This is a genomic window from Clostridium paraputrificum AGR2156 (assembly GCF_000424025.1).
GTDB classification, from domain to species: domain Bacteria; phylum Bacillota; class Clostridia; order Clostridiales; family Clostridiaceae; genus Clostridium; species Clostridium paraputrificum.
On sequence record NZ_KE384122.1, the window covers coordinates 164691 to 189969 of the forward strand.

Here is a 25279-nt window from a genome sequence, read left to right on the forward strand (position 1 = left end):
ATGATTAATAGAGGAAGAAGACTTAGAAGAGATGAAAATATTAGAGCATTAGTTAGGGAAACAACTCTTTCACCAGATGATTTTATTTTACCTATTTTTGTTGTTGAAGGTGAAAATATAAAAAGGGAAATAAGCTCTTTACCAGGATGTTATCATTATTCATTAGATAGACTTCATGAAATTATTGAAGAAGTAAGGGATGCTAAAGTAAGAGGAGTTATTCTTTTTGGTATACCTAAAACTAAAGATTGTTGTGGTTCAGAGGGCTTTGCTAAGGATGGAATAGTACAAAAAGCTGTTAGAAAAATTAAGGAAATTGATTCTAATATATTTGTAATTACAGATGTTTGTATGTGCGAGTATACAGATCATGGACATTGTGGTATCTTAGATGGGGAATATGTAGATAATGATAAAACCTTAGAATATTTGTGTAAAATTGCAGTATCTCATGCAGAAGCAGGAGCAGATATGGTAGCACCATCTGACATGATGGATGGTAGAGTAGGTTATATAAGAGAAGCCTTAGATGATAATGGGTACAAAAACGTATCAATAATGAGTTATTCAGCTAAGTATTGTTCTGCATTCTATGGCCCATTTAGGGAAGCAGCAGATTCTGCACCTAAGTTTGGGGATAGAAAGACTTATCAAATGGACCCAGCTAATAGAAGAGAAGCTTTAAAAGAAGTAGAGATGGACCTTGAAGAGGGAGCAGATATAGTTATGGTAAAGCCAGCTCTTTCTTATTTAGATATAATAAGAGAAGTTAAGGATAATACAATAGTTCCAGTTGCAGCTTATAGTGTAAGTGGTGAGTATGCAATGGTAAAGGCAGCAGCTAAAGCAGGACTAATTGATGAGGAAAGAATAGTTATGGAAATGCTTACTTCCATAAAGAGGGCTGGTGCTGATATAATAATAACCTATTATGCAATTTATGCAGCAAAGAAGATAAGAGGTTAATGCTAATCTTTTACTCTTCATTTTTGTTAGGAAAGGAAAGTAATTTATATGAGTAATGAAAGCATTTTTAATGAAAGTAAGAAATATATGCCTGGTGGAGTAAATAGTCCAGTTAGAGCTTATAGAAATATGGGAATGAATCCTCCTGTAATTAAGAGGGGAAAAGGTGTAATAATAACTGATGAGGATGGAAAAGAATATATAGATTTCGTTTTAGCTTGGGGACCTTTAATATTAGGTCACTGCAATGATGGAGTTGTGAAAGCTATTAAAGAAACATCAGAAAATGCATTAGCCTTTGGAGCACCTACTAAGTTAGAACTAGAAATGGCTCAGTTCCTTTGTGAAACTATGCCTAATGTAGAGATGGTAAGAATGGTTAACTCAGGTACAGAAGCTACTATGAGCGCTATAAAGCTTGCAAGAGGATATACAAAAAGAGATAAAATAATTAAATTTGCTGGATGTTATCATGGACATTTTGATGGATTTTTAGTAGAAGCAGGCTCAGGGGTTTTAACTGAAGGAATCCCGGGATCTCTTGGAGTACCAGAAGAAAGTGTTAAGAACACATTAATTGGTGTTTATAATGATGAAAATCAAGTTAGAGAATTATTCAAAAATTATGGTAAAGAAATAGCAGCAGTAATTATAGAGCCTGTAGCAGGTAATATGGGTGTTGTTAAAGCACAAGAAAAGTTTATTAAAAAGCTAAGGATGTATTGTGATAGATTTGGAGCCTTACTTATATTTGATGAAGTTATGTCAGGATTTAGAGTATCATTTACAGGAGCTCAAAGTCTTTTTGATGTAAAACCAGACTTAGTAACATATGCAAAAATAATGGGAGGAGGACTTCCATGTGGTGCATATGGTGGTAGAAAAGAGGTTATGGAACATCTTTCACCATTAGGTGGCGTATATCAAGCTGGAACAATGTCAGGAAATCCAATAGTAATGGCAGCAGGGCTTGCAACATTAAGACAACTATACGATCATCCAGAATACTATAATCACATTGAAAATGTAGGTAAGAAGCTGGAGGATGGTATTAATAAGATTAAAGAAAAGTATAATTTCCCAGTTACTATAAATAGAGCAGGTGGAATGTTTACTATATTCTTCAAAGATGGGGAAGTAACATCTTATGACCAAGTTAAGGAATGTGATGAAGAAAGATTTAAGAGATACTTTACTCATATGATAAACAGTGGCTTTAATATAGCACCATCACAATATGAGGCATCATTCCTATCAACAACACATAATATTACACATGTTTTTAAATTCTTAAAAGCATTTGAAGAATTTATTAAAAAGGAAGTAGAGTAAAATGAAAAAGGTCATATTATTAACCTCTTTTGGAACATCTGAAAGAAAAGGGATAGAAAATAGTATTGACCCAATAGAAAGAGATATAAATAAAGCTTTTCCAGATTATAGAGTAATTAAAGTCTTTACTTCTAGACATATAAGAGAAAAGTTACTTTTAAAGCATGATATACAAGTTCATAGTTTAGAGGGAGCTTTAAAAAGAATATATAAAGAGGGTGTGGAGGAAGTAATAATACTTCCTCTTCATCTTATTAGAGGTAAGGAACAAGATAATATTGAAGAGATTGCTGAGAGCTATAAAGATAAATTTAAATCTATGACCATAGCAGAGCCATTGTTATCCTTAGAGGAGCGTGGTGGTCTTAGTAAAATGGATGATATTATTGAAAAAGTTATATCTATAAAGCCGAAGGATGAACCTATACTTTTTATTGGGCATGGTATTAAAAATACTTGTGACGTACCATTTATGTTAGTTAGAAAGGAACTTAAAAAGAGAAATATAAAAGGAATATACTTTGCAACTTTAGCAGGAAATCCAACTTTTGATGAAATAGTAGAAGAACTTAAAAAAGATAATGTAAACTCCTTAACAGTAACCTCTTTTTTAATAGTGTCAGGGTACCATGCTAAGGTGGATATATTTGGAGAGAATAAAGAGTCTTGGTGTTCGAAATTAGAATTAAATGGATTTAAAGTAAATAAGCAGGATACCTCTTTAGGAGAAAGATATGAATTTAGAGAAATATACCTAAAAAGCCTAATTAAGATACTTGATAAATAGCTTGTCTTATTATAAAATTTTTAAGGATATTTTAAGGGAATTATTTTTACTAAGGAGCGTACGTATGTATATCAATGAACTAAAGACAATATCGCATTCTGCGAGAAAGAAAATGGATATGTTAGAAGATAGCTTTGCAAAATATGGTTTATCTTCAATGCTTGGTGGATTATATGTTTGTTTTGGTACAATGTTGGCCTATGTTATAGGTGGACTTTTAGGTACTGCAGATTCACCATGGACAAAAATAGTAATGGGATTATCATTTGGTATTGCATTATGTTTAATAGTTTTTGCTGGAGCTGATTTATTTACAAGTAATACAATGACAATGGTAATTGGTGCAAACCAAAAAGAAACTAAGTGGATTGATGTAGCTAAGATATGTGGATTTAGCTGGCTTGGAAATTTCTTGGGTTCAATTATTGCAGCAGTTTTATTTGTAGAAGGTGGATTAATAAATGAATCTACTGCTTACTATATGATTAAAACTGTTGAGAGCAAGATATCTCTTACTGCACCTGAGATGATTATAAGAGGAATATTCTGTAATATTCTTGTTTGTTTAGCTTGTTGGATGTGTTATAAGATGAAGAGTGAATCAGGAAAAATAATGATGATTCTTTGGTGTGTATTTGCATTTATGACAGCAGGATATGAACACAGTATTGCGAACATGGGATTATTTGCAATAGTTAAGTTAATACCAGCAGGAAGTGGACTAGCTCTAGGTGCTATGGCTAAGAATCTTATCTTTGTTACAATTGGTAACTTCATAGGAGGAGCTGGAGTAATAGCTGGATCATATATTTTCTTAACAGGAAAGAAAAAATAATTTTTAGAGAGAAGAGGAACTGAGTGTAGTTCTTCTTTTTTTATCTCCTTAACTTCAATATGAGTGGAATTGATATTTGTTTCCATGTGACTTTAAGAACAGCGACGGAAGAATCAAATAAATATCCACCCCACTTTATATTAAAAATAAAAATAATATTATTAATATAAATAATAAATCTTAGAAAAATTCTTTTAAAACAAAAATTCTTATAAATATAACAATATATAAATATTTAAATAAATAGGAAATGTAAGGGTTAGCCTTTAATTGATGATTAAAAAAAACAACTTTATAATGAAGATGTGGAGAATTTTATGAAGAGAGTTGATTGGAAAATGAATTTTTTTGATTTAGTTAGTAAAAGACAAAGCGATAGAGGATATTTGGATAAAAAAGTTGATAGAGAGTTCATAGAAAAAATAATTGAGGGGGCAAGGCTTGCTCCATCTGCATGTAATGCTCAACCTTGGAAGTTCATAGTTGTTGATGACGAGAATAAAAAGGAAAGTTTAGTTAAGGGCTTGTATGATCCATTAGTGGGGCTAAATAAATTTGCTATTGAAGCACCTGTTTTTATTGTGGTTGTAGCAGAGAAGAGAAATTTAGTATCAGGAATTGGTGAAAAGATTAAAGGAATGGACTATACCTCTTTAGATATAGGTATAGCTTGTGAACATATTTGTTTAGGAGCTGCTGAGCTTGGTCTTGGAACTTGTATGATGGGATGGTTTAAGGAAAAGTTAATAAAGGAACTTTTAAGTATTCCTAAAAACAGAGAAATTAAGTTAGTTATATCCTTAGGATATCCATCAAGTGATGTTACAAGAAGGAAGATTAGAAAAAATGTAAAGGATATAATTAATTATAATGAATATTGATTTATAACTTGTTGACGTATAAATAAATATGATATGATTATATCTATACAAAAGTATGGGAGGGTTTATAATGTACGAAACAACATCATTAATAGGATTAATGGCAGTTATGAATATGTTATTTGGAATTGTAAATTATGTATTATCAGCATTAGCAATTTATAAGATAGCAAAGGTAGAAAAAGTAAAATGCCCATGGCTTGCTTGGATACCTTTTGCAAATTCATATATGGTAATTAAAGTGGCTGGTGGTAATATGATAATGATTATACTAGCTATTGTAAGTTTTATTACAGGTTCGGTATCCACTACTATAGTAGATAATATGGCATTCACTATAATTGGAGCAATTGTTTCTGTCGCTTGGTCTATTTATGCAATTACATTATATAATAGGCTTTGTGACAGATATAATGTGAACATAATGCTTTTTGTTGCTTCATTCTTAGCTCCAGTAGCATTATATATTAGAGTTCTTGCAACATTCTACATTCCATTATTATTAATAGGGTTCTATGCACATTATAAGTTATATAAGAATGCAGCAAAGGGACCTTCTACAAAGGTAAAGGTTCAAAGTAGAATGGTATTATCTAATAAAAAGAAAAAGAAAAAATAGTTATTTATATCGACTGTTACAAAAGGTTAAGTCCTTTGTAACAGTTTTTTAATTTTTGTGAAGTAATAATAAATATTACTTATCTATTGAACATATACTTGAAATAATGATATAATGCCAAAAGAATATTTAAAGTTTAAATAGAATGAAAGGAAGTACAAAATGAAAAGGTTATTTAAATTATTAAGTTTATCAATTTGTATGGTTATAATGGGTACCTTTTTTATAGGATGTAATAAAGATTCTTCAAAAGAAATCAACTTTCTTAACTATGGGGAGAATATAGATGAAGAAACTATAAAAGAATTTCAAGATAAGTTTGGTATTAAGGTTAACATAACTACTTTTGATGATATGGAAACAATGTATCAAAAAATTAAAGATGGAGGAGTAAAATACGATGTTATTTTAGTATCTGACGCTTTAATGCCAAGAATGATTAAAGAAAATCTTGTTCAAGAGTTAAATAAGGATAACATTCCTAATATTTCTCAAATGGATGAGGCATATTTAAATCTTGATATTGATCCAGGCAACAAGTATTCAGTTCCTTATATGTTTGGAACAGTAGGGCTAATTTATAATAAGGATGTAGTAACAGAACCTGTTGACAGTTGGGATATACTTTGGAATGAAAAGTATAAAGGAAAGATCTTTATGTTTGATACATATAGAGATACAATGGGAGCTGCTTTAAAGAAGTTAAATTACTCTTTAAATACAACCAATGCAAAAGAAATTGAAGAGGCAAAACAATTATTACTAGATCAAAGAAAGTTAGTTAGCCCATTATATGGGGTTGATAATGGAACAACAATGATTCCAGCAGGGGAATCTGATATAAATATGATTTGGTCTGGAGAAGGATTAAATCTACAAGACGAGTATCCAAACTTAGTATATGTTGTACCTAAGGAAGGAGCAAACTTCTGGATTGATAGCCTATGCATACCTTACAATGCATCAAATGTTGAAGGGGCTGAAAAGTTTATAAACTTTGTAAGTGATAAGGAAAGTGCTTTAAGAATTGCTGATGAAATTGGATATACAACACCAAATAGAGAAGCAAGACTAGAACAACCAGAAGAGGTTAGAAATAACCCTAATGCATATATGCCTAAAGAAATAATGGATAGATGTGAAATATATGTTGATTTTCCAAGTGATGTAAAGAAGATATATGATGAAGCTTGGACAGAAATAAAATCTGTTAATTAATAAATTATAAGGGAAAGCTAATTATAAGCTTTTCCTTATTTTTTTATAAACATTGTAGTTAAAGGTAAACTTTTATTATATAATATACAAAAAGGAGTGATATTATGGACGATAGAATCATTGATTTTAACGAGCTTAGAAATAAGGCAAAAGAAAAAGATGAAGATAAGCTTGTAGATAAACTTGAAGATTATATGTACTCTTTATATTATGATATGGCACAAGGTAAAATCACAATGGCTGATTTTACTAGAAATATATATAAATACATGGAAGAAAATAATATAACTCAAGAACAATTCTTTAACATACAAAAGAAGCTTATGGAGAGATATGGCTTTGATTCATCAATGATAGATGAACAATTAAAGTCAGCAGGAATAAATGTATCAGAGATTAGTAGCGATTATGAAAAGGTAAGAAAAAATATGAGTTTTAACGAAAAGTATAATTCTCAAATAGAAACTAAAGCTATATCAAGATATAAAATCAGAAATGAAAAGAATAATGTAACAATAGTTTTAGATGAAGAAAATGTTCTTATTTATAGTGAAGGAAAAATAGACTTAGCTGATTTAGAGCTTAGTGACTTTTTGTGTTCCTATAAGAAATTAAGAGATAATCAAGTTTTACAAATTAAACTTTGTGAAAATACAAGTGACTACCAATACTAAAGAATCATTGAAAAGAGAAATTGCAATAGCAACTTCTCTTTTTTTATGTTTAGGAAATTAAAAAATTTTAATTTGCTATAAATCAAAGGTATTATTACAATTTTATATTAAAAAATTATAAAATCAAGGATAATAATTTTATAATTTCCTTACCTTTAGTACGAGTGAGGGGGAGATTTATTTCCATGTGACTTGGAGCTTGCGACGGAACAATCAAAATAAATATCCACCCCACCTTTTGATTTGGTATATTTTTATAAATGGTAATATATATGTAAATAGTATAGAGTTATGGGAGGTATATGATGAAAGTTTTTAAGAATGAAGAAGGAGAAGTTCGCTCTGGATGGAAAATACTTATCTTATTTTTGGTTGAGTATATTTTATTATTTATAATGGCAAATATAATAGGTAGTCTGGTAGTCATTTCTAGATCTATAAGAGAAAATATATATATTATACTTATGTTTTCCCAGGAAATTGTTTTGATTCTTACACCAATATTGTCATGGAAAGTATTATTTAAGAAGGATTTGTCTCTGATTGGGTTAAAGGCTTTAAATAAAAAAGAAGTAAAGAATCTAATACTAGGATTAGTTATGGGGATAGCAGCTATTACATTAGCTTTTATTCTGATAATAATTAGTAAAAGTGGAGTTTTAGTAAATAGCTTATTAGAACCGAGATTTTCACTAAGTTTAGTTGTTTATTTTATCTTATTTATATTTGTTGGTTTTGCTGAAGAATTGCTTTCGAGAGGCTATATAATTGGAGCAATGGAAGTAAGCAATAATAATAAGTGGTTTGCCGTAATGGTTTCAGCAGTTATATTTTCATTAATGCATTATGGTAATAATGGATTTTCACTTATTCCTTTTCTTAATATATTTTTAGTAGGAATTTTATTTGGATTTATGTATGTTAAAACAAAGAGTATTTGGCTTAGTACAGGGTTTCATATAACTTGGAACTTCTTTCAAGGATGCATATATGGAATGCCTGTAAGTGGAATAACGACACCTAAGCTTTATGAAATGACTTTTGTAGGTAATTCTATTTTAAATGGAGGGACTTTTGGACCAGAAGGTGGACTAATTGTTACAATGGTTATAATTTTAATGTTAGTTTCACTAATATTTCTTATAAAAAATAAAAAAATACAGTAAAATATATGGATTTTCCAGTTTATTTTATAGAAAAATCATTTATAATATAAAAAGCAAGTAAGATAAGATTATTGGAGGAACATATGAGTATTTTAACAGTTAAGAATATGAATCATGGCTTTGGTGACAGAGCAATTTTTGAAGATGTTTCATTTAGATTATTAAAAGGTGAACACGTTGGATTTGTTGGAGCTAATGGTGAAGGTAAATCTACATTTATGAATATAATAACAAATAAATTAATGCCAGATGAGGGACAAGTAATTTGGTCAAATAATGTTAGAGTTGGATATATGGACCAACATGCAGCTTTAGTAAAGGGACAGTCTATAAGAGATGCGTTAAGAGATGCTTTTAAATATCTTTTCGATTTAGAAGAAGAAATGAATACTCTATATGGAAAGATGGGAGACTGTACACCAGAAGAGCTTGAAAAGATGCTTGAAAGAACAGCTGTAATTCAAGACCTATTAGATAATAATGGGTTCTATGTTATTGATGCAAAGGTTGAAGAAGTGGCAAAGGGGCTTGGGCTTTTAGACTTAGGGTTAGATAGAGATGTAGATGATTTATCAGGTGGACAAAGAACTAAGATTCTTTTAGGAAAGTTATTATTACAAAACCCAGACATTCTTTTACTTGATGAGCCTACTAACTACTTAGATGAAGAACATATTATATGGTTAAAGAGATACTTGCAAAATTATGAAAATGCATTCATATTAATATCACATGATATTCCTTTCTTAAATGAAGTAGTTAATTTAATTTATCATGTTGAAGAAAGAAAGCTAACTAGATACGTTGGTGATTATTATGAATTTAAGAGAATATATGAAGAAAATAAGAAGAGATTAGAACAAGCATATGAAAAGCAACAAAAGGAAATTGCAAGACTTGAAGACTTTGTTGCTAGAAATAAAGCTAACGTTGCTACATCTAACATGGCTAAATCAAGACAAAAGAAGCTTGATAAAATGGAAAGAATAGAGCTCTCAAAGGATAAGCCAAAGCCTGAATTTAACTTTAAGCCATCTAGAACTTCAGGAAAGGTTATATTTGAAACTAAGGATTTAGTAATAGGTTATGACAAACCATTAACTAAGCCACTAAATCTTTATATGGAAAGAGGACAAAAGATAGCTTTAGTTGGGGCTAATGGTCTTGGAAAATCTACTTTACTTAAGAGTCTTTTAGGTCTTATAAATCCATTAAGTGGGGAAGTAGAAAGAGGAGATTATCAAGAAATAGGATATTTTGAACAAGAAGATAGAAGTGGAAATACTAACACTTGTATTGAAGAAGTATGGTCAGAATTCCCCTCATTTACTCAATATGAAATAAGAGCTGCCTTAGCTAAGTGTGGATTAACTACAAAGCAATTAGAATCTAAAATTATGGTTCTTTCAGGTGGAGAAGCTGCTAAGGTTAGATTATGTAAAATCATAAATAAAGAAACTAATATATTAATCCTTGACGAGCCTACTAACCACTTAGACCAAGATGCTAAGGATGAATTAGCTAGAGCTTTAAAGGAATATAAGGGATCAATTTTACTTGTATCTCACGAACCAGAATTCTATAGAGAAGTTGCTACTGAAATTTGGAATTGTGAAGAGTGGACTCTTAAAATGGTTTAATGTATTTAAAGCATTTTAGTGAAGAGTTAAGGATAAAGTTACTACATAATTTCTATGATTTAGACGAGCTAGAATAATATCTGGCTCGTTTTTATTTATAACATGGTGAAATATGGAATAAGATATAAGTTAAATAATTTATATAATATATAGTAGTATATTGAGGGGGAGATTCTATGAATGGCAAATGCGAATTAGTCTTACCATACGATATTATAGAAATTACAAAAGGTACATTGTATGATGGGGATAAAATAGCATTTAAAATGCGATTGTATGAAATACCTATAGATTAAAACATGGAAAGTTTAAAATTTGGTGGGGGAAATACAAACTTTGATATTATATATGAAACAAGAAATATAAAAGCTAATATAGTTATTGATTAGTCATATTGTTATCAGTGGATTAATAATTTTAAAGTTATTTTTAATGAATTAGGGAGAATACAAGGAGATGAAAAGTTTTTGTATTAAGTAAGTACTATATGGTAAATATTTTATATATACTTCCTAAAAGCATAATGATGGACATATGGAACAATTTATTAAAGGAGCAGAAGAAGTAACTTTATTTTGTCGTATAAATATGAATATAAAAAGAGAACTACCAATAAGAGCTAGCGAAATGGGGATGCTTATTTATTTAGTAAAATCAGAAGAACCTATAAATTCTATAAAAATTGCTGAATTCTTTAAAGTAACAAAACCAAATGTTACTGCAATGGTTAATTCAATGTTAAAAAAAGAATACATAATAAAAGAACAATCAAAATTAGACAAACGAAGTTTTATACTAAAACCAACTCAAAAGGCTATAGATTTAGTTGAAGAAACATATGATGAATATTTTAAAACTATGAAATTATTAAGTGATAAGATGGGTGAGAATGATTATAAGGAATTAATAGAGTTATTAGGGAAAGCAAATAATATTTTATTGGAGGAAAAAGAATAATGGGGAAAATAATGATTACTGGAGCGTTAGGCAACGTTGGAGGATATGTAGCAAAATATGCTATAGAAAATGGGCAAAATGTAGTATGTGCAGATATTGATATTCAAGCATTAAATAAAAAGTTTGGAGATAAAACTAAAAATGTATATTTTGACTTTACTGATGCTAAAACTTTTAAAGATGCATTGGATGGAGTTGATAGAGTTTTTATTATGCGTCCACCACATTTAGGTAAACCGGAAGATTTAAAACCCTTCATAGATATTTTAAAAGATATAAAGCATATAAGGTTAGTTTCTTTCTTATCATTAATTGGTATAGAAAGAAATCCTATTCCACCACATTATAAAATAGAGAAATATATTGAAAAAGCTGAATTACCGTTTTGTCATATTCGTCCAAGTTTCTTTATGCAAAATATAAGTGGAGTACACGCTTTTGAAATTAAAGAGTTTAATAGGATAGTAGTTCCAGTAAAAAAAGCACTTACAAGTTTTATAGATGCAGAGGATATTGGAGAGATAACTGCAAAGGTATTATCAGAACCAGAAAAACATAAAAATAAGGGGTATTCTATAACAGGGGGAGAAGCCATTGATTATAACGAAGTTGCGAAAATATTAAGTGAGGAACTAGGGAGAGAGATAACATATGCTAATCTTAAACCGAGTTTAGCAAAACAATATTGGATACAAATTCGTGGACTTGATAAAGAGTATTCTACAGTTATGGAGATGCTTTATATGATGACAAGAATGGGAACGGCAAAAAAGGTGACTACTGTATATAAAGATATTATGAATAAAGAACCACAAACATTTAGACAGTTTGTTAGGAAAAATATTAAGTCTTGGATATAAAAAGTTTGTTGTAGCATTAGAATACAAGTAGGATATAAATATTTAATTGACAAGGTTTAATTATTAATATAATATTAAAACAAGTATTGACTATATAGGAGTTTATTAACATGATAGGTAGCATAAATGTAAATGACAGTTTAAAATTAAAGATCTATTTTGAATTTAGCTATTTTAGTTAGGTCTGTATTTGTGATAAAAATAATCATCATAGGTACAGACCATTGGTTTTGTATCTATGATGGCTAAGTTTAATATATTATGTAAGTAAACTTGTTATTTAAGCCACATAGATTAAATCTATGTGGCTTTTTTAATATCTAGTATTATTAGCAAAATTTTATGGATACATAGATTGAGTGTGAAAAAGAAAAGGAGTAACATTATGAAAAAAATGGTAGATATAATTATTGTAGGATTTGCAATATTTTCAATGTTTTTCGGAGCAGGAAACTTAATATTTCCCCCATACATAGGTATGACTTCAGGAAGTGGCTGGTTAGTAAGTTACCTAGGCTTCATTATTTCAGATGTAGGTATGATACTTTTATCCATTATTGCTATTGCAAGGGCTGGTTCTTATCAAGCTGTTTTAGGAAGGGCAGGTAAGAAGTTTGGACTTGCTTTAGAGGTTATTATAATGCTTTGTTTAGGGCCTATACTTATTATTCCAAGAACTGGTGCAACAACTTTCGAAATAAGTATTGCTCCATTAACTAATTCAATTGGTCCTGTTATGTTCTCTATTATATTTTTTGCTTTAACATTTATTTTAACAGTTAAGCCAAATAAGGTTGTTGATATTATAGGTAAGTTTTTAACTCCTATACTTCTACTTACATTAGCTGCATTAATAGCAAAAGGTGTATTATCTCCTTTGGGGGACTTAAGTAGTGCTAGTGATTTACAAAGTTTATTCTCAACAGGACTTTCTCAAGGGTATCAAACCATGGATGCACTTGGATCAGGAGGGATAGCTACACTTATTATAGCTACATTTTTAGCCAAGGGATACAATGATAAAAAAGAAGTTACAAGCCTTACTATAAAATCTTCCTTAGTAGCAGCTGTAGGTCTTATATTGATATATTCTGGATTAGCGTACTTAGGAGCTACTGTTTCTAATATTTATGATGCTAGTATATCTCAAACTGCATTACTAATTGCTATAACAAAAGGTTTACTAGGCTCATCTGGAGGAATTTTATTAAGCGTAGTAGTTGCCTTTGCTTGCCTTACTACATCTATAGGTTTAACTTCTGTTACAGCTAGATATTTTGAAGAACTTAGTAATAAAAAAATTAAATATCAGCATTTAGTTATGTTGATTTGTGTCTTTAGTGCTGTTATTTCTAATTTTGGTGTTGATAAAATAATTTCTATAGCAGCTCCAATATTAACTATACTTTATCCAGTAGCTCTTGTTTTAGTTTTAATGGTATCTTTTAAAAATATATTTACTAAGAATTCTATATATAAAGGTGCAGCTTATGCCACTTTGCTTGTAAGTATTCTTACTGTTATAGATAGTTTAGGTATTAGTATAAACTTTATTCATGCACTTCCTTTTGACAGATTAGGATTTAATTGGATAGTCCCAGCAATAATAGGCGGAATACTAGGTACTTTTATTTTTAAAGATGACTCTATTGATTTAATTTCAGATGTTTTATAAAAATATAAGTGAAGCTTTACTATATAAAATAACCCAACAGTTATAATTAGCTGTTGGGTTATTTTATATTACTATTTTTTATCTATGGTGAAAGTATCTAAAATAGAACCTTTAGTACTGATAGCAGAAATTTCTATTAATTTATCGTTAATATCTACAACTAAAAAGTGAAATTTATCTATAGGAGGAACAATTACTCCTTTTTTGTCTTTAAATTTATTGCGAAGTTTTTCACCTGCTCCTCCTGAAATTATTTGTGGAATGTTAGAGTGTGGTATTATTCTTCTGGAATAGTTATGTTCATGTCCAGAGATTACTATATCAATATGATTCTTTTCAACTATACTCCAAAATTTATCTCTGAATTTAGGATATAGATCAAGACAATGACCAAGGTGAGCACCAGTAGGAAAAGCTGGAGAATGGAGAAAAAGGAACTTATTACTTTTTTCTTCAGCAGAAATTTTTTCAAACCACTTTAGTTGATTATTGGTTATTTTGTGTATTTCATTATAATGAAAGGTATTTAAAACTATTAATCTGGTATTGCTTAAATCTAAATAATAAACGGTCTTATTATATTCATCTAAGTATTCTGTAGGGGTAAAGTCATTATAAACTTCCTTAAATATAAGTTCAAATTTATTATCATGTGGAGTTATATTTACTTCATGGTTACCTATAACAGGCAATATTGGTTTATTTGGATGATATTTATTTAAGATATTTTTAAAGTTTTTTAACTGAGATCTTAATATGTCTTCATTAGTACTACCAGCAATGCTATCACCACATACAACTATAAATTCAGGTTGAGGGCTTAATTTGCAAGTTCTATAAAGAATGTTATTTAGAACTTTATAATTAATTCCATGAGTTTTTCCTTTAGAATCACCAAATACTATAAATCTCATATTTCCTCCTTCCATTTATTAAAAAGTTCAATTTCATGTTTTTCTACATAAGATAGGAAATCATCTTTGTAGCCTAAAGAGTCTAGGCCTTTAAGAAGTATAGATGGGTATATGCTTTCTTTTTTCATAGCTCTGGCTGTATCAATAACTTTAAAGTTATTTGAAGGTGTTATAAATATGTGAAACAAAGCTATATCTAATCTTTTAAAACCAACTGAATTCATAGCTTTATATATAGCTATAATATTCTCACAGATATAAGAGGTTAGTTTATTTTTAGATAAATATTTATCCAGTTCAATACCATCTATATATTCTCTAATAATATAATCTTCCCCAAAGGAATATAGTTTGGGAAAGTGAGAATCTTTTTGGCACATAACTAAAGTTTCTATTTCGTCAAAGCACACTTCTCTCTTCTTGAAAATTTTGATACATTTAGATGAGTTGATTTTGTATACTTTACCCTGGTAGCCTTGCCCTAAGAGAGTAAGATGTTTTAAATTAAGACCTTCATATAGTTTAATATTAATCACCAGCTTTTAAAGTAATAGTATAGTTTATGATAGTATTTGTTCATTTGTTATAAAGGAATTAAAATTTATGGCATGTTCTAAATTCTATTTGATAGACGTGGTAATGCTAAGGGCTATATTAAAATAAAATAAAAAATCCTTACAAAATGTAAGGATTTTTTTGGTTGCGGGAGCAGGACTTGAACCTACGACCTTTGGGTTATGAGCCCAACGAGCTACCAACTGCTCCATCCCGCGATATTAAGTTTTAAGTTTGCATCAGCTAACTTGTGTTTTTAGTATATACGTTAGCTATTATAATGTCAAAATTGAAATGCACCATATTATGTTGTGAGAGAAGAAGAGGTTATTTAGAAGCATATATACCTCTAAATGCTATATAAAACAAAAAACTAGAATCATCATAGAAATTAAGATATATTTTGTCAAAGGAAATTATTGATTATATATTGCAGATGTATGAAATATATAAGTATTAGTGAAATGCTAACTATTTTTACTTTTATATTCTTTAAAAAGAATAACTATAAGTAATATTAGCAGAAGTAAAGTCACAAGGGGAAGAAATAACAAAAGTATTGAAAATCGTCCTATTAATGAATTATTTCTAAATATTGGAGCAAGACTTGCGTCACAATATTTAACATTAAATAGTGGAATCTTACCTTCAGCAGAATCATTATATGTTCCAACAACTTTTCCATATATATAAAAGTCTCCTAATAAGACAGGATCATCTACAGCATAATTAGGAAGATTACCAGTAAGTTGTATATATTTTGGATTAGCATCTGGATAAGTATTTTTAATAGTATTCCAAAGCTTATTTTTATCTTCTTTTAAGTAATAAAGGGGACCTGTTGTTACTTGTAAATGAACTTTTATTTTAATGTCATCTTTAGATAACTCTTTTTTAGGAGTAATTCTAGTAGGAATAAAGCAATATAGTGTTAGCGGAAAAAATAATAACAATGCTATAGTAATACACAATTTTATTTGTTTCATAAAATCAATCCTCCTAGAATTATAATAAAATATTATATTACTAGTTAAAATAAGTGGCAAATCATATTAGGTGAGTAAATAAAGATAATAGAATTATATATTTTGATTCATACTTTAATTTAATGGGAAAAGTATTTAATATATATACAATAAATGTAAAATAAGGTATAATTAAACTGTGGGAAACCATAGATATGATATTTATTTTTGTAAAGAGAGGAGGGAGATTAAAAATAATAAATTAATTCGAAATCATATCTATTAATTATAGAAAGTGTTAAAAAGTTCATAGTAGGGTAAGGAGTAATATTAGAAAATAAAACTAGGAAGATTTAGGAGAGGAAAATATGAAAAGTAGGAATTTTAAAAATACGAAAAGATTTACCTCATTACTCTTAGCAAGTACTCTAGTATTATCTGTAGTAGATTTCGGTTCAATGAAATTTGTAAAAGCGGTAGATACGCAATTTGCAGGAGAAGAATGGTATGACCAAATTAGCACTATAGAAGTAAATCGTGAGTCAGCAAGGTCTACATTTACTCCATATGAAACTATTGAAAAGGCATTGAAGCATGAAAAGTCAGCATTAGATAATCTTGATGAAACAGGTTCAAAGTGGTATCAAAGCTTGAATGGAACATGGGACTTTAAATGGGCTGAAAAACCTGCAGATCGTGAAAACGATTTAAGAGGTGGTGAAGCTAAAAATTATAAAGAGGCCTGGAATACAGAAGGCTGGGATAAGATTGAAGTTCCAAGTAATATACAAACTCAGAGAGATGAAAATGGTGATTTTAAATATGACACACCAATTTATACAAATCAGACATATCCTTGGGCAAATTATGAATCAGTAAACTATAATACAAATGGAAAGAATAAGCCTGTTGCACCAACTGTTAAAAATAGCGTTGGCCAATATAAGAGAACTTTCGTTTTACCAGAGGACTGGGATGGTAGACAAACCTTTGTTTCTTTCCAAGGTGTAGAATCAGCATTCTATTTATATATAAATGGAGAAAGAGTAGGATATGCTGAAGATAGTTATACTGCTGATGAATTTAATATTACTGAATATCTTAAACCAGGAGAAAACACAATTGCAGTTGAGGTATATAGATGGTCAACAGGAAGCTATTTAGAGAACCAAGACTTCATTCGTTTAAGTGGTATTTTTAGAGATGTATTTTTATATTCAAAATCAGATGTAGAGATTCGTGATATCTTTGTAAAAACTGATTTAGATGAAGAATATAAAGATGCTGTACTTACATTAGAAACAGACGTAAGAAGTTTAAGTCCAGAAAAGTCTGGTAAGTATACAGTAAAAGCTGATTTATATGAAATAGATAGTGATAAGAAACTTTGGAATGAACCACTTTCTTATGATGTAGAAGTAAGCGCAGGAAAAGCTACAGTTGAAGAGAGAGCAGATGATAAGGGACAAAGGGGTACAGGCTCTAAAGAGGTTACTAACCCTAAAAAGTGGTTTGCAGACACACCAAATCTTTATAGATTGTTAATTCAATTAGAAGATGAAAATGGTAATGTACTTGAAACAACTTGTCAAAGAGTTGGATTTAGAGAAATTGATAAAGTTGATATAAATGAAGCAGGTCAAGAGCAAGCTCAAATTAATGGTAAAAAGATCATGTTTAGAGGAACTAATAGACATGAGACTGACCATATAAATGGTAGAGCTCTTACAAGAGAAGATATAAAAGAAGATTTAGTAACAATGAAACAATTCAATGTTAATGCAATTAGGACATCACATTATCCTAATAATCCATATACTTATGCATTAGCAGATGAATTAGGCTTATATATATGTGATGAATCAAACATTGAATCACATAAAGGAGCAATTGAAGCTGATATACCATCAGGTGAGTCAGAGTGGAACAACTCTGTGATGGATAGAACAATAAATATGGTGGAAAGAGATAAGAATCATCCATCTGTTGTAATTTGGTCTTTAGGAAATGAAGCAACTTATAGAACTTACCCTATGAATGATAGTTATTGTTTTTATAATTCTACTCAATGGATTTTAGAACGTGATCCATCAAGACTAAGAAAATATGAAAGAGATAATCGTTATACAAAGGGAAATAGAGAACAATCAATGGTTGATATTTATTCATCACAATACTGGGGAGTATCATCAGTAGTTGGACACGTAACTAATACCAATAATAAAGCCCCTTATATTCAATCTGAATATGCACATGCTATGGGAAATGCACTAGGAAACTTTAAGGAGTACTGGGATGTATTTAGAAATTATGAAAATGCCCAAGGTGGATTCATATGGGATTGGATGGATCAGTCAATTGCTACTAAGATTAAAAATACTACAAAGTATTACGTGAAAAATGCAGATGGAACTGAATCAGAAATAAAAGGAACATTGGAAAATGGAAGAGAAGGAAAAGCCTTAAGAGGAAAAACTTTTGTTCCAAGTGTAAATGCAAATAGTGACGAATTAACATTATCAGCATGGGTGAAGTTAGATGGAATGACAGGAAGTGATCAAGCTATCATTTCTAAAGGTGATAATGGTTATAATTTAAAAATATCTAAAGCAAACAATAAAATAGAATTTTTCGTGGATGGATGGAGCAGTGGTACTTTAACTGTTGACTTCCCTAGTGAAAAAATAGGAAAATGGACTAATATTGTGGGCACATATGCAAATGGCAAATATTCTTTATATATAGATGGAGAAATGGTTGGAGAAAAGAGTATATCAAAGAATACTCCGGTAGATAGTGCAAGCTACAATATAGGAATTGGTGATGACCCACAATACAATGGGCGTACTTTTAACGGTTTGATTGATAACGTGATGGTTTTAAAGAAAGCGCTTACTAAACAAGAAATTCAAGAAAACTACAAAGTTCCTCAAGAAGATATAGTATATTCTATGAATTTTAATGAAAATGAAGTTAGAGAAGAAACAACAAATTACCCAGAAGGAGAATATTTCTTTGGATATGGTGGAGACTGGGGAGAAAAAGTTACTGATAATGATTTTTGTGCAAATGGATTAATGAATGCAGACAGAACTCCATCTGATGAGTTATATGAAGTTAAAAAAGTACATCAAGAAGTTTCATTCTATGATGATGGACAAGCTAAAGATGGAACAGTTAGAATAGTAAACGAATTCTTAAATACAAACTTAAATGAATACGATATAAGTTGGAAGCTTTTAATTGATAATGGAATTAAAGCTCAAGGAAAGCTTTCAGAAGAGCAAAAAAATATTTTACCTGGTGAAGAAAAGACTATTCAATTAGATTTACCAGAAATGCAAATAGTAGAAGGTTCTGATTATATATTAGAATTTAGTGTAACACTAAAAGAAGATCAACCATGGGCAGGAGAATACTATGGACATAAGGGTGATGAGATAGCTTTCGAACAACTTATGTTAAACTATACACCAGAAGTGGCTCGTCCATCTATTGATGTAAGTGAAAATAATACAATAAATGTAGAAGAAAAAGATGATTCAACAGTTATTACTGGTGGAGAAAACAGCGATAAATTCTCTGTTACAGTTGATAAAAATACTGGATATATAACAAATTATACAGTAAACGGAGAGGTTTTATTAAAGGAAGGACCAAAGCCAAATTACTGGAGAGCAAGAGTAAGTAATGATCCAAACTTCACAGATGGTATGAAAAATGCAGCTGATAACTTTAAGGTTAATAATTACACTGTAGATGTAAAAGATAAGGTGGTTTCAGTACATGTAGATGGAACTATTGAAGGAATAGATTCACCAAACTCAATTGATTATATAATTTATGCAAATGGTGATATTGTAGTAAGCAATAGCTTTACACCAGCAAATTCTAATGCAGTTGGCGAAATTGCTAGAGTTGGTATGAAGATGATAGTTCCAGAAGGATATGAAAACATCACTTATTATGGTAGAGGGCCTCAAGAAAATTATATCGATAGAAATACAGGGGCTAAGATTGGAATTTATAAGGATACAGTAACTAATTCTTTCTCAAGTAAATATGTTAGACCACAAGAGAATGGAAATAAGACAGATGTTAGATGGACTGCTTTAACCAATGGTGAAAATGGTAAAGGTATAATGGTAGTTGCCGAGGATAAGATGGAAACAAGTGCGCTACATTATAGGGCTGAAGATATTCACAATACCTGGAAGAATCTAGGTCATCCATACCAAGTTCCTACTATTAAGGATACAGTATTAACAGTAGATTATGCTCAAAGAGGTCTTGGTAATGCAAGTTGTGGTCCAGGTCCATTAAGTGAATATATTTTAAATAAAGGTGAAACTTATACACATTCATTTAGAATTACTCCAATTACAAAAGCTGCATCTAATGATAGTGAATTTGTAAAAGAGAGAATGGAAAATAGTAAGTTAAATCCAAATTCAATAATGCCAGTTACTAATATAACTTTAGATGGTGTTTCTTTAGATGGATTTGAGCCTTTAAGAACTGAATATAGTTATGATTTATTTAATAAAGAAGATATTACATTCCCAAATGTAGAGGCTGTTGCTACAGATGAAAATGTAAAATTAGAAATTACTCAAGCTACAAAGGAAAATCCTGTAGCTACAATTAAAGCAACTTCATCTTATGGTATAGAAAAGGTATATACTATAAAGTTTAGTTTAGTAGATCAAATGTATGTAAGTGATATGGAATGGATAGTTGATAAGGGCGGATACAGTTCAAACCAAAGGGATCTTTGTACATGTGGTAGTCCTTTAGGTGTTTGGGTTGATGGAGTTAAGACTCCATTTAAAAAGGGTGTTGGATCACATGCACCTTCCGAAGTAACAATTAATGTTGAAGGTAAAGATGCTACAAACTTTACTGCAATTGCAGGAATTGGAATGGAACAAGGTGGTAATAGTAATGTTAACTTTGTAGTAAAGGTTGATGGTAAAGAGGTATTCCGTAAAAATGGTGTGATGTTTAAAACTTCAGTTCAAGTAAATGTAGATATTCGTGGAGCTAAAACAGTATCACTTATTACAGAAACTAATGGTGCAGATTCAAATGATCATGCTGTATGGGCTGATGCAAAATTGGTAAATACTGTAACAAAAGTAGATTTAGAATCTGCTATAGCTGAATATGAAACAATTGCTGAATCAAAGGATGATTATACAGCTAATAGTTTTGAAGCATATACAGAGTCATATAATAGTGCAAAGGATATATTATTATCTGAGAATGCAACACAAAAACAAGTTGATGATGCTACAGAGACTTTAATTTCTGCTAAGAACTCTCTTGTTTATATTAAGGATTTAAAATTAAAGGTAGAAGAATATGAAGCATTAGATAAAGATCTATTTGTTGAAGAAAGTTATAATAAGTTACAAGATGCATTAGTAAAAGGAAATGAAGTATTATCAAATCCAGCAGCAACAAAAGAGCAAGTAACAGAAATAATGGCTCAACTACAAGATGCATTTGCAAATCTAATTCCATTAGATGAGAATAGAAAAGCTTTGATTAGTATTATTGATGAATTTAATAAGAAGGATGAAGAATCTTATACAGAAGCATCATGGAATGCTTATAAAGAGTTTATTGATAGTGTTATCGATACACTAAATAATCCAAAGGCTACTGATGAAGAAATTCAATTAATAATATCACAAGCACCAGGAAAAGTTGAAGCATTAGTAGATTTAACATTATTAAAAGAAGCTATTAATAATTTAGTTCCTCATGATGAAGTAAATTATACAGTAAATTCATGGAGTGAATATATTAGTACAGTAGAATCAGCAAAAACAATATTAAACAAATCAGATGCAAGTAAAGATGAGGTAAATGCAGCAGTAGAAAGCTTAAAATCAATAGATGATAAGCTAGTTGATGTATCTGAGTTGAAAGAGTTAATTTCACAAGCTGAAAAGTTAGAAGAGAAAAATTATGAATCTGATGCTTGGAAAACATTAAAAGAGCAAATTGAAGAAGCAAAAAATGCATTAATAGATGGCTCAAAAGATGAAATAACAGGTATCATGAAGGCGTTAAAGGATGCAATGGATAATACAAAAGTACCTGAAAAACCAGAAAATCCAAATCCAGAACCACCAGTTGATACTCCAACTGAAAAACCAGGGGAGACTCCTGGACAAGGAAATGGTAGTGGAACTAATGGAACTGTTACAACTGGAGATAGAAATAACGTATGGCCTATAGTAGCTGTAAATGGTATAGCTATGATGGTTGGTGGATTCCTATTTATGCTAAAGAAGAAGCATTAGTTTTATTATTATAAAGAATAGAGATAGCTTAATATTAGGCTATCTCTATTTTTTATATAATTACAAGGAAAAATTTAATATTATTAAAAATGAATAATTAAATATAAACATGTTGACTGAATTCGACAAATAGATATATAATGAATCCAAGAAAACTAGTCCTTTAAATTAAATCCAGAGAGATTAATAAGGTCGAAATTATACGGCACAGTTAAAATGAAAAGATACATGGGTGTATATCTTTTTATTAAGTGAAACGACCTTTCTACAAAAGAAAGGTCTTTTCTTTTAAATATGAGTACTGGTTTTCCTAAATATAAAATTTAGGAGGATAAAAAATGGAACAAAAGACAAAAAATCATGATAGTGATTATGCATTGGAGCATGTGCATAAAAAAGATAAGAAAGGTTTCTTTTCAATGTTTGTGGTTATGCTTGGATTTACATTTTTCTCAGCGAGTATGTTAACAGGAGGGAATTTAGGGACAGGCTTACCACTAAAGGATTTCTTTATAGCAGTATTCATAGGAAATTTAATACTAGCTTGTTATACAGGAGCATTAGCTTATATAGGAGCTGACACTGGACTTTCAATGCACTTACTTGCTAGGTATTCATTTGGTGAAAAGGGTTCATATTTAGCATCATTTGTAACAAGTATTACTCAAATAGGTTGGTTTGGTGTTGGAATAGCAATGTTTGCAATACCAGTAGCAAATAGATTTAATGTAAATCTATACTTATTAGTAGCAATTACAGGAATACTAATGACAGCAACAGCTTATTTTGGTATGAAGTCACTTACAATATTAAGTGCAATAGCAGTACCAGCCATAGCAATATTAGGTAGTACATCAGCTATAATGGCAACAAATTCAGTTGGTGGAGTTCAAGGATTAATGAATATAGAGCCAACAACTAAGATGGCATTAGTAACAGCTGTAACATTATGTGTAGGATCTTTTATAAGTGGAGGAACAGCTACGCCAGACTTTGCAAGATTCTCAAAGAATAAGAAGGTTGCAGTTTCAACAACTGTAATAGCATTCTTTATAGGTAACTCATTAATGTTCTTGTTTGGAGCAGTTGGAGCAATGGTTACAGGAAATTCAGATATAGCAGATGTTATGTTTTCACAAGGGTTAGTAATACCAGCAATATTGGTACTAGGTTTAAATATATGGACAACAAATGATAATGCAATATATACAGCTGCATTAGGACTTTCAAATATAACAAAATTACCTAAGAAACATATGGTAATCATAGGAGGGCTAATAGGAACTGTAGGTGCAATATGGTTAAATAATAACTTTACAGCATTCTTAACATTCTTAAACTCAATGTTACCTCCAGTAGGTGGAATATTAATAGCAGATTACTTCTTTGTAAAGAAAAGAAAGTATGATACTATAGAAAAAACAGAATTCAAAAATATAAACTGGGTGGCTATAGTATCCTTCTTAGCAGGATTTATAGTTGCAAATGTTGTTACAGTAGGAGTTATAGCATTAAACGCAATTATAACAACAATGTTAGTTTATGTAGTAGGAACAAAAATAACTAATAAATAAGGTGATGATAATATGTTAATCAAAAATATTAGACTTTTAGATAGAGAAGGATCATTTGATATAAGAATTTTAGACGAAAAGTTTAAAGAAATAGATTCAAGTTTAGAAGCATTAGAAGGGGAAGAGGTTATAGAAGGAAATGGAGCTTTAGCATCTGCTCCATTTATAGAACCACATGTTCACTTAGATACCACTTTAACAGCAGGAGAACCTGAGTGGAATAAAAGTGGAACTCTTTTTGAAGGAATTGAAAGGTGGTCTCAAAGAAAAGAATTTTTAACTAAAGAAGATGTAAAAACTAGAGCTAAAAAGGCAATAGAGTGGCAAGTGGCAAACGGAATTCAATTCATAAGAACACATGTTGATGTTACAGATGAGAGTTTAGTTGCTTTAAAGGCAATGGTTGAAGTAAGAGAAGAAGTTAAGGATTATGTTACATTGCAAATAGTAGCCTTTCCTCAAGAAGGAATTCTTTCATATCCAAATGGATTAGAACTAGTTGAGGAAGCTATAAAGCTAGGTGCAGATGTAATAGGTGCTATACCTCACTTTGAATTTACAAGGGAGTATGGAGTTGAATCTATAAATAAGATTTTTGAATTAGCAAAAAAATATAATGTATTAGTTGATGTTCACTGTGACGAAATTGATGATGAACAATCAAGATTCTTAGAGGTTGTAGCTACAAGAGCTTTAGAAACAGGTCTTAAGAACAAGGTAACAGCTAGTCATACAACTGCAATGGGATCATACAATAATGCTTATACTTATAAGTTATTTAGACTTTTAAAAATGTCAGGAATAAATTTTGTTTCAAATCCTTTAGTTAATACTCACCTACAAGGAAGATTTGATACATATCCAAAGAGAAGAGGTATTACTAGAGTTAAGGAGCTTGATGAAGCAGGAATTAATGTATGCTTTGGACATGATGATATCTTTGACCCATGGTATCCAATGGGAACAGGAAATATGTTAGAAGTAGTTCATTTTGGGTTACATGTATGTCAAATGATGGGATATGATGATATAAATGAATCCCTAAAGTTTATCTCAACTAATAGTGCAAGAACATTAAATATAGAAGATAAATATGGAATAGAAATAGGTAAGCCAGGTAATTTAATTTTATTAAATGCTGAAAGTGGTTATGATGCAGTAAGAAGAAGAGTAGAAGTTTTATACTCTATAAGAGAAGGTAGAGTAATTGCTAAAACATTACCAAGTAAGTCATTTATAAATTTAGAAGAAGAAAAAGAAATTACTTTTAAAAGATAGTACTAAAAGAGCTAGTTTATACTAGCTCTTTTAATTTTCCAAAACGCAATATAGGTAGTATAAATTGTA

Annotated in this window: 19 protein-coding genes and 1 tRNA gene; 16 read left to right on the forward strand and 4 right to left on the reverse strand. The window is 30.1% G+C overall.

Annotation, left to right across the window (positions count from 1 at the left end):
• The 13 genes from hemB (at position 1) to brnQ (ending at position 13610) form a co-directional block, all read left to right on the forward strand.
• Positions 1-966, forward strand: a complete 966-nt coding sequence (gene hemB, locus G594_RS0115545; RefSeq protein WP_027099382.1) for a porphobilinogen synthase — start codon at positions 1-3, stop codon at positions 964-966.
• Between the two features lie 48 nt (positions 967-1014).
• Positions 1015-2298 carry a glutamate-1-semialdehyde 2,1-aminomutase gene (hemL, locus tag G594_RS0115550; protein ID WP_027099383.1) on the forward strand — a complete coding sequence of 428 codons (1284 nt, stop codon included), beginning with the start codon at positions 1015-1017 and terminating at the stop codon, positions 2296-2298.
• 1 nt (position 2299) lies between these two features.
• The gene (locus G594_RS0115555) at positions 2300-3085 is read left to right on the forward strand and encodes a sirohydrochlorin cobaltochelatase (protein ID WP_027099384.1); all 786 of its coding nucleotides are present in this window, start codon (positions 2300-2302) and stop codon (positions 3083-3085) included.
• A gap of 64 nt (positions 3086-3149) precedes the next feature.
• Positions 3150-3920, forward strand: a complete 771-nt coding sequence (locus tag G594_RS0115560; RefSeq protein WP_027099385.1) for a formate/nitrite transporter family protein — start codon at positions 3150-3152, stop codon at positions 3918-3920.
• Positions 3921-4258: 338 nt separating this feature from the next.
• Positions 4259-4801 (forward strand): nitroreductase family protein, encoded by a 543-nt coding sequence (locus G594_RS0115565; RefSeq protein ID WP_027099386.1) that lies wholly within the window; start codon positions 4259-4261, stop codon positions 4799-4801.
• Positions 4802-4871: 70 nt separating this feature from the next.
• On the forward strand, positions 4872-5420 hold the full coding sequence (locus G594_RS0115570) for a hypothetical protein (RefSeq protein ID WP_027099387.1): 549 nt from the start codon (positions 4872-4874) through the stop codon (positions 5418-5420).
• A gap of 162 nt (positions 5421-5582) precedes the next feature.
• A complete protein-coding gene (locus tag G594_RS0115575; RefSeq protein ID WP_027099388.1) occupies positions 5583-6638 on the forward strand; it encodes an ABC transporter substrate-binding protein in 1056 nt (351 codons plus the stop codon).
• Positions 6639-6742: 104 nt separating this feature from the next.
• Positions 6743-7312 (forward strand): DUF3867 domain-containing protein, encoded by a 570-nt coding sequence (locus G594_RS0115580; RefSeq protein WP_027099389.1) that lies wholly within the window; start codon positions 6743-6745, stop codon positions 7310-7312.
• Between the two features lie 305 nt (positions 7313-7617).
• Positions 7618-8478, forward strand: a complete 861-nt coding sequence (locus G594_RS0115585; RefSeq protein ID WP_027099390.1) for a CPBP family intramembrane glutamic endopeptidase — start codon at positions 7618-7620, stop codon at positions 8476-8478.
• An 83-nt stretch (positions 8479-8561) separates the two neighbouring features.
• Positions 8562-10118 carry an ABC-F family ATP-binding cassette domain-containing protein gene (locus tag G594_RS0115590; RefSeq protein ID WP_027099391.1) on the forward strand — a complete coding sequence of 519 codons (1557 nt, stop codon included), beginning with the start codon at positions 8562-8564 and terminating at the stop codon, positions 10116-10118.
• A gap of 588 nt (positions 10119-10706) precedes the next feature.
• Entirely contained in the window at positions 10707-11075 is a 369-nt protein-coding gene (locus G594_RS0115605; RefSeq protein WP_242829740.1) for a MarR family transcriptional regulator, read from the forward strand.
• Positions 11075-11935, forward strand: a complete 861-nt coding sequence (locus G594_RS0115610; RefSeq protein ID WP_027099393.1) for an NmrA family NAD(P)-binding protein — start codon at positions 11075-11077, stop codon at positions 11933-11935. Before G594_RS0115605 ends, G594_RS0115610 begins: the two co-directional genes overlap by 1 nt.
• 385 nt (positions 11936-12320) lie before the next feature.
• On the forward strand, positions 12321-13610 hold the full coding sequence (brnQ, locus tag G594_RS0115615; RefSeq protein ID WP_027099394.1) for a branched-chain amino acid transport system II carrier protein: 1290 nt from the start codon (positions 12321-12323) through the stop codon (positions 13608-13610).
• A 71-nt stretch (positions 13611-13681) separates the two neighbouring features.
• On the opposite strand, the gene G594_RS0115620 is transcribed toward brnQ, so the two are convergent.
• The 4 genes from G594_RS0115620 to G594_RS19215 form a co-directional block, all read right to left on the reverse strand.
• Entirely contained in the window at positions 13682-14524 is an 843-nt protein-coding gene (locus G594_RS0115620; RefSeq protein WP_027099395.1) for a metallophosphoesterase family protein, read from the reverse strand.
• The gene (locus tag G594_RS19210) at positions 14521-14904 is read right to left on the reverse strand and encodes an RIO2 family protein (RefSeq protein WP_034867115.1); all 384 of its coding nucleotides are present in this window, start codon (positions 14902-14904) and stop codon (positions 14521-14523) included. Before G594_RS19210 ends, G594_RS0115620 begins: the two co-directional genes overlap by 4 nt.
• Before the next feature lie 317 nt (positions 14905-15221).
• Positions 15222-15297, reverse strand: a tRNA-Met gene (locus G594_RS0115630).
• A gap of 249 nt (positions 15298-15546) precedes the next feature.
• Positions 15547-16065: a hypothetical protein gene (locus G594_RS19215; protein ID WP_051196054.1), complete on the reverse strand. Its 519-nt coding sequence runs from the start codon at positions 16063-16065 to the stop codon at positions 15547-15549.
• A 347-nt stretch (positions 16066-16412) separates the two neighbouring features.
• Here G594_RS19215 and G594_RS19220 point away from each other — a divergent pair, with 347 nt between their 5' ends.
• The 3 genes from G594_RS19220 (at position 16413) to G594_RS0115650 (ending at position 25210) form a co-directional block, all read left to right on the forward strand.
• Positions 16413-22358: a glycoside hydrolase family 2 TIM barrel-domain containing protein gene (locus tag G594_RS19220; protein ID WP_027099397.1), complete on the forward strand. Its 5946-nt coding sequence runs from the start codon at positions 16413-16415 to the stop codon at positions 22356-22358.
• A gap of 338 nt (positions 22359-22696) precedes the next feature.
• Positions 22697-23932, forward strand: coding sequence for a cytosine permease (gene codB / locus G594_RS0115645; RefSeq protein WP_027099398.1), 1236 nt, complete (start codon positions 22697-22699; stop codon positions 23930-23932).
• Positions 23933-23944: 12 nt separating this feature from the next.
• Complete coding sequence (locus tag G594_RS0115650; RefSeq protein WP_027099399.1) at positions 23945-25210, forward strand: cytosine deaminase; 1266 nt, start codon at positions 23945-23947, stop codon at positions 25208-25210.
• Positions 25211-25279 lie beyond the last annotated feature (69 nt).

Excerpts from the sequence above, each read along its gene's own strand:
- G594_RS0115620 (WP_027099395.1), bottom strand. The coding sequence starts at position 14,524 with ATGAGATTTATAGTATTTGGTGATTCTAAAGGAAAAACTCATGGAATT.
- G594_RS19220 (WP_027099397.1), top strand. The coding sequence starts at position 16,413 with ATGAAAAGTAGGAATTTTAAAAATACGAAAAGATTTACCTCATTACTC.
- G594_RS0115610 (WP_027099393.1), top strand. The coding sequence starts at position 11,075 with ATGGGGAAAATAATGATTACTGGAGCGTTAGGCAACGTTGGAGGATAT.
- G594_RS0115575 (WP_027099388.1), top strand. The coding sequence starts at position 5,583 with ATGAAAAGGTTATTTAAATTATTAAGTTTATCAATTTGTATGGTTATA.
- G594_RS19210 (WP_034867115.1), bottom strand. The coding sequence starts at position 14,904 with ATGTGCCAAAAAGATTCTCACTTTCCCAAACTATATTCCTTTGGGGAA.
- codB (WP_027099398.1), top strand. The coding sequence starts at position 22,697 with ATGGAACAAAAGACAAAAAATCATGATAGTGATTATGCATTGGAGCAT.
- G594_RS0115560 (WP_027099385.1), top strand. The coding sequence starts at position 3,150 with ATGTATATCAATGAACTAAAGACAATATCGCATTCTGCGAGAAAGAAA.
- G594_RS0115585 (WP_027099390.1), top strand. The coding sequence starts at position 7,618 with ATGAAAGTTTTTAAGAATGAAGAAGGAGAAGTTCGCTCTGGATGGAAA.
- G594_RS0115605 (WP_242829740.1), top strand. The coding sequence starts at position 10,707 with ATGAATATAAAAAGAGAACTACCAATAAGAGCTAGCGAAATGGGGATG.
- G594_RS0115580 (WP_027099389.1), top strand. The coding sequence starts at position 6,743 with ATGGACGATAGAATCATTGATTTTAACGAGCTTAGAAATAAGGCAAAA.
- hemB (WP_027099382.1), top strand. The coding sequence starts at position 1 with ATGATTAATAGAGGAAGAAGACTTAGAAGAGATGAAAATATTAGAGCA.
- G594_RS0115590 (WP_027099391.1), top strand. The coding sequence starts at position 8,562 with ATGAGTATTTTAACAGTTAAGAATATGAATCATGGCTTTGGTGACAGA.
- brnQ (WP_027099394.1), top strand. The coding sequence starts at position 12,321 with ATGAAAAAAATGGTAGATATAATTATTGTAGGATTTGCAATATTTTCA.
- hemL (WP_027099383.1), top strand. The coding sequence starts at position 1,015 with ATGAGTAATGAAAGCATTTTTAATGAAAGTAAGAAATATATGCCTGGT.
- G594_RS0115570 (WP_027099387.1), top strand. The coding sequence starts at position 4,872 with ATGTACGAAACAACATCATTAATAGGATTAATGGCAGTTATGAATATG.
- G594_RS0115555 (WP_027099384.1), top strand. The coding sequence starts at position 2,300 with ATGAAAAAGGTCATATTATTAACCTCTTTTGGAACATCTGAAAGAAAA.
- G594_RS19215 (WP_051196054.1), bottom strand. The coding sequence starts at position 16,065 with ATGAAACAAATAAAATTGTGTATTACTATAGCATTGTTATTATTTTTT.
- G594_RS0115650 (WP_027099399.1), top strand. The coding sequence starts at position 23,945 with ATGTTAATCAAAAATATTAGACTTTTAGATAGAGAAGGATCATTTGAT.
- G594_RS0115565 (WP_027099386.1), top strand. The coding sequence starts at position 4,259 with ATGAATTTTTTTGATTTAGTTAGTAAAAGACAAAGCGATAGAGGATAT.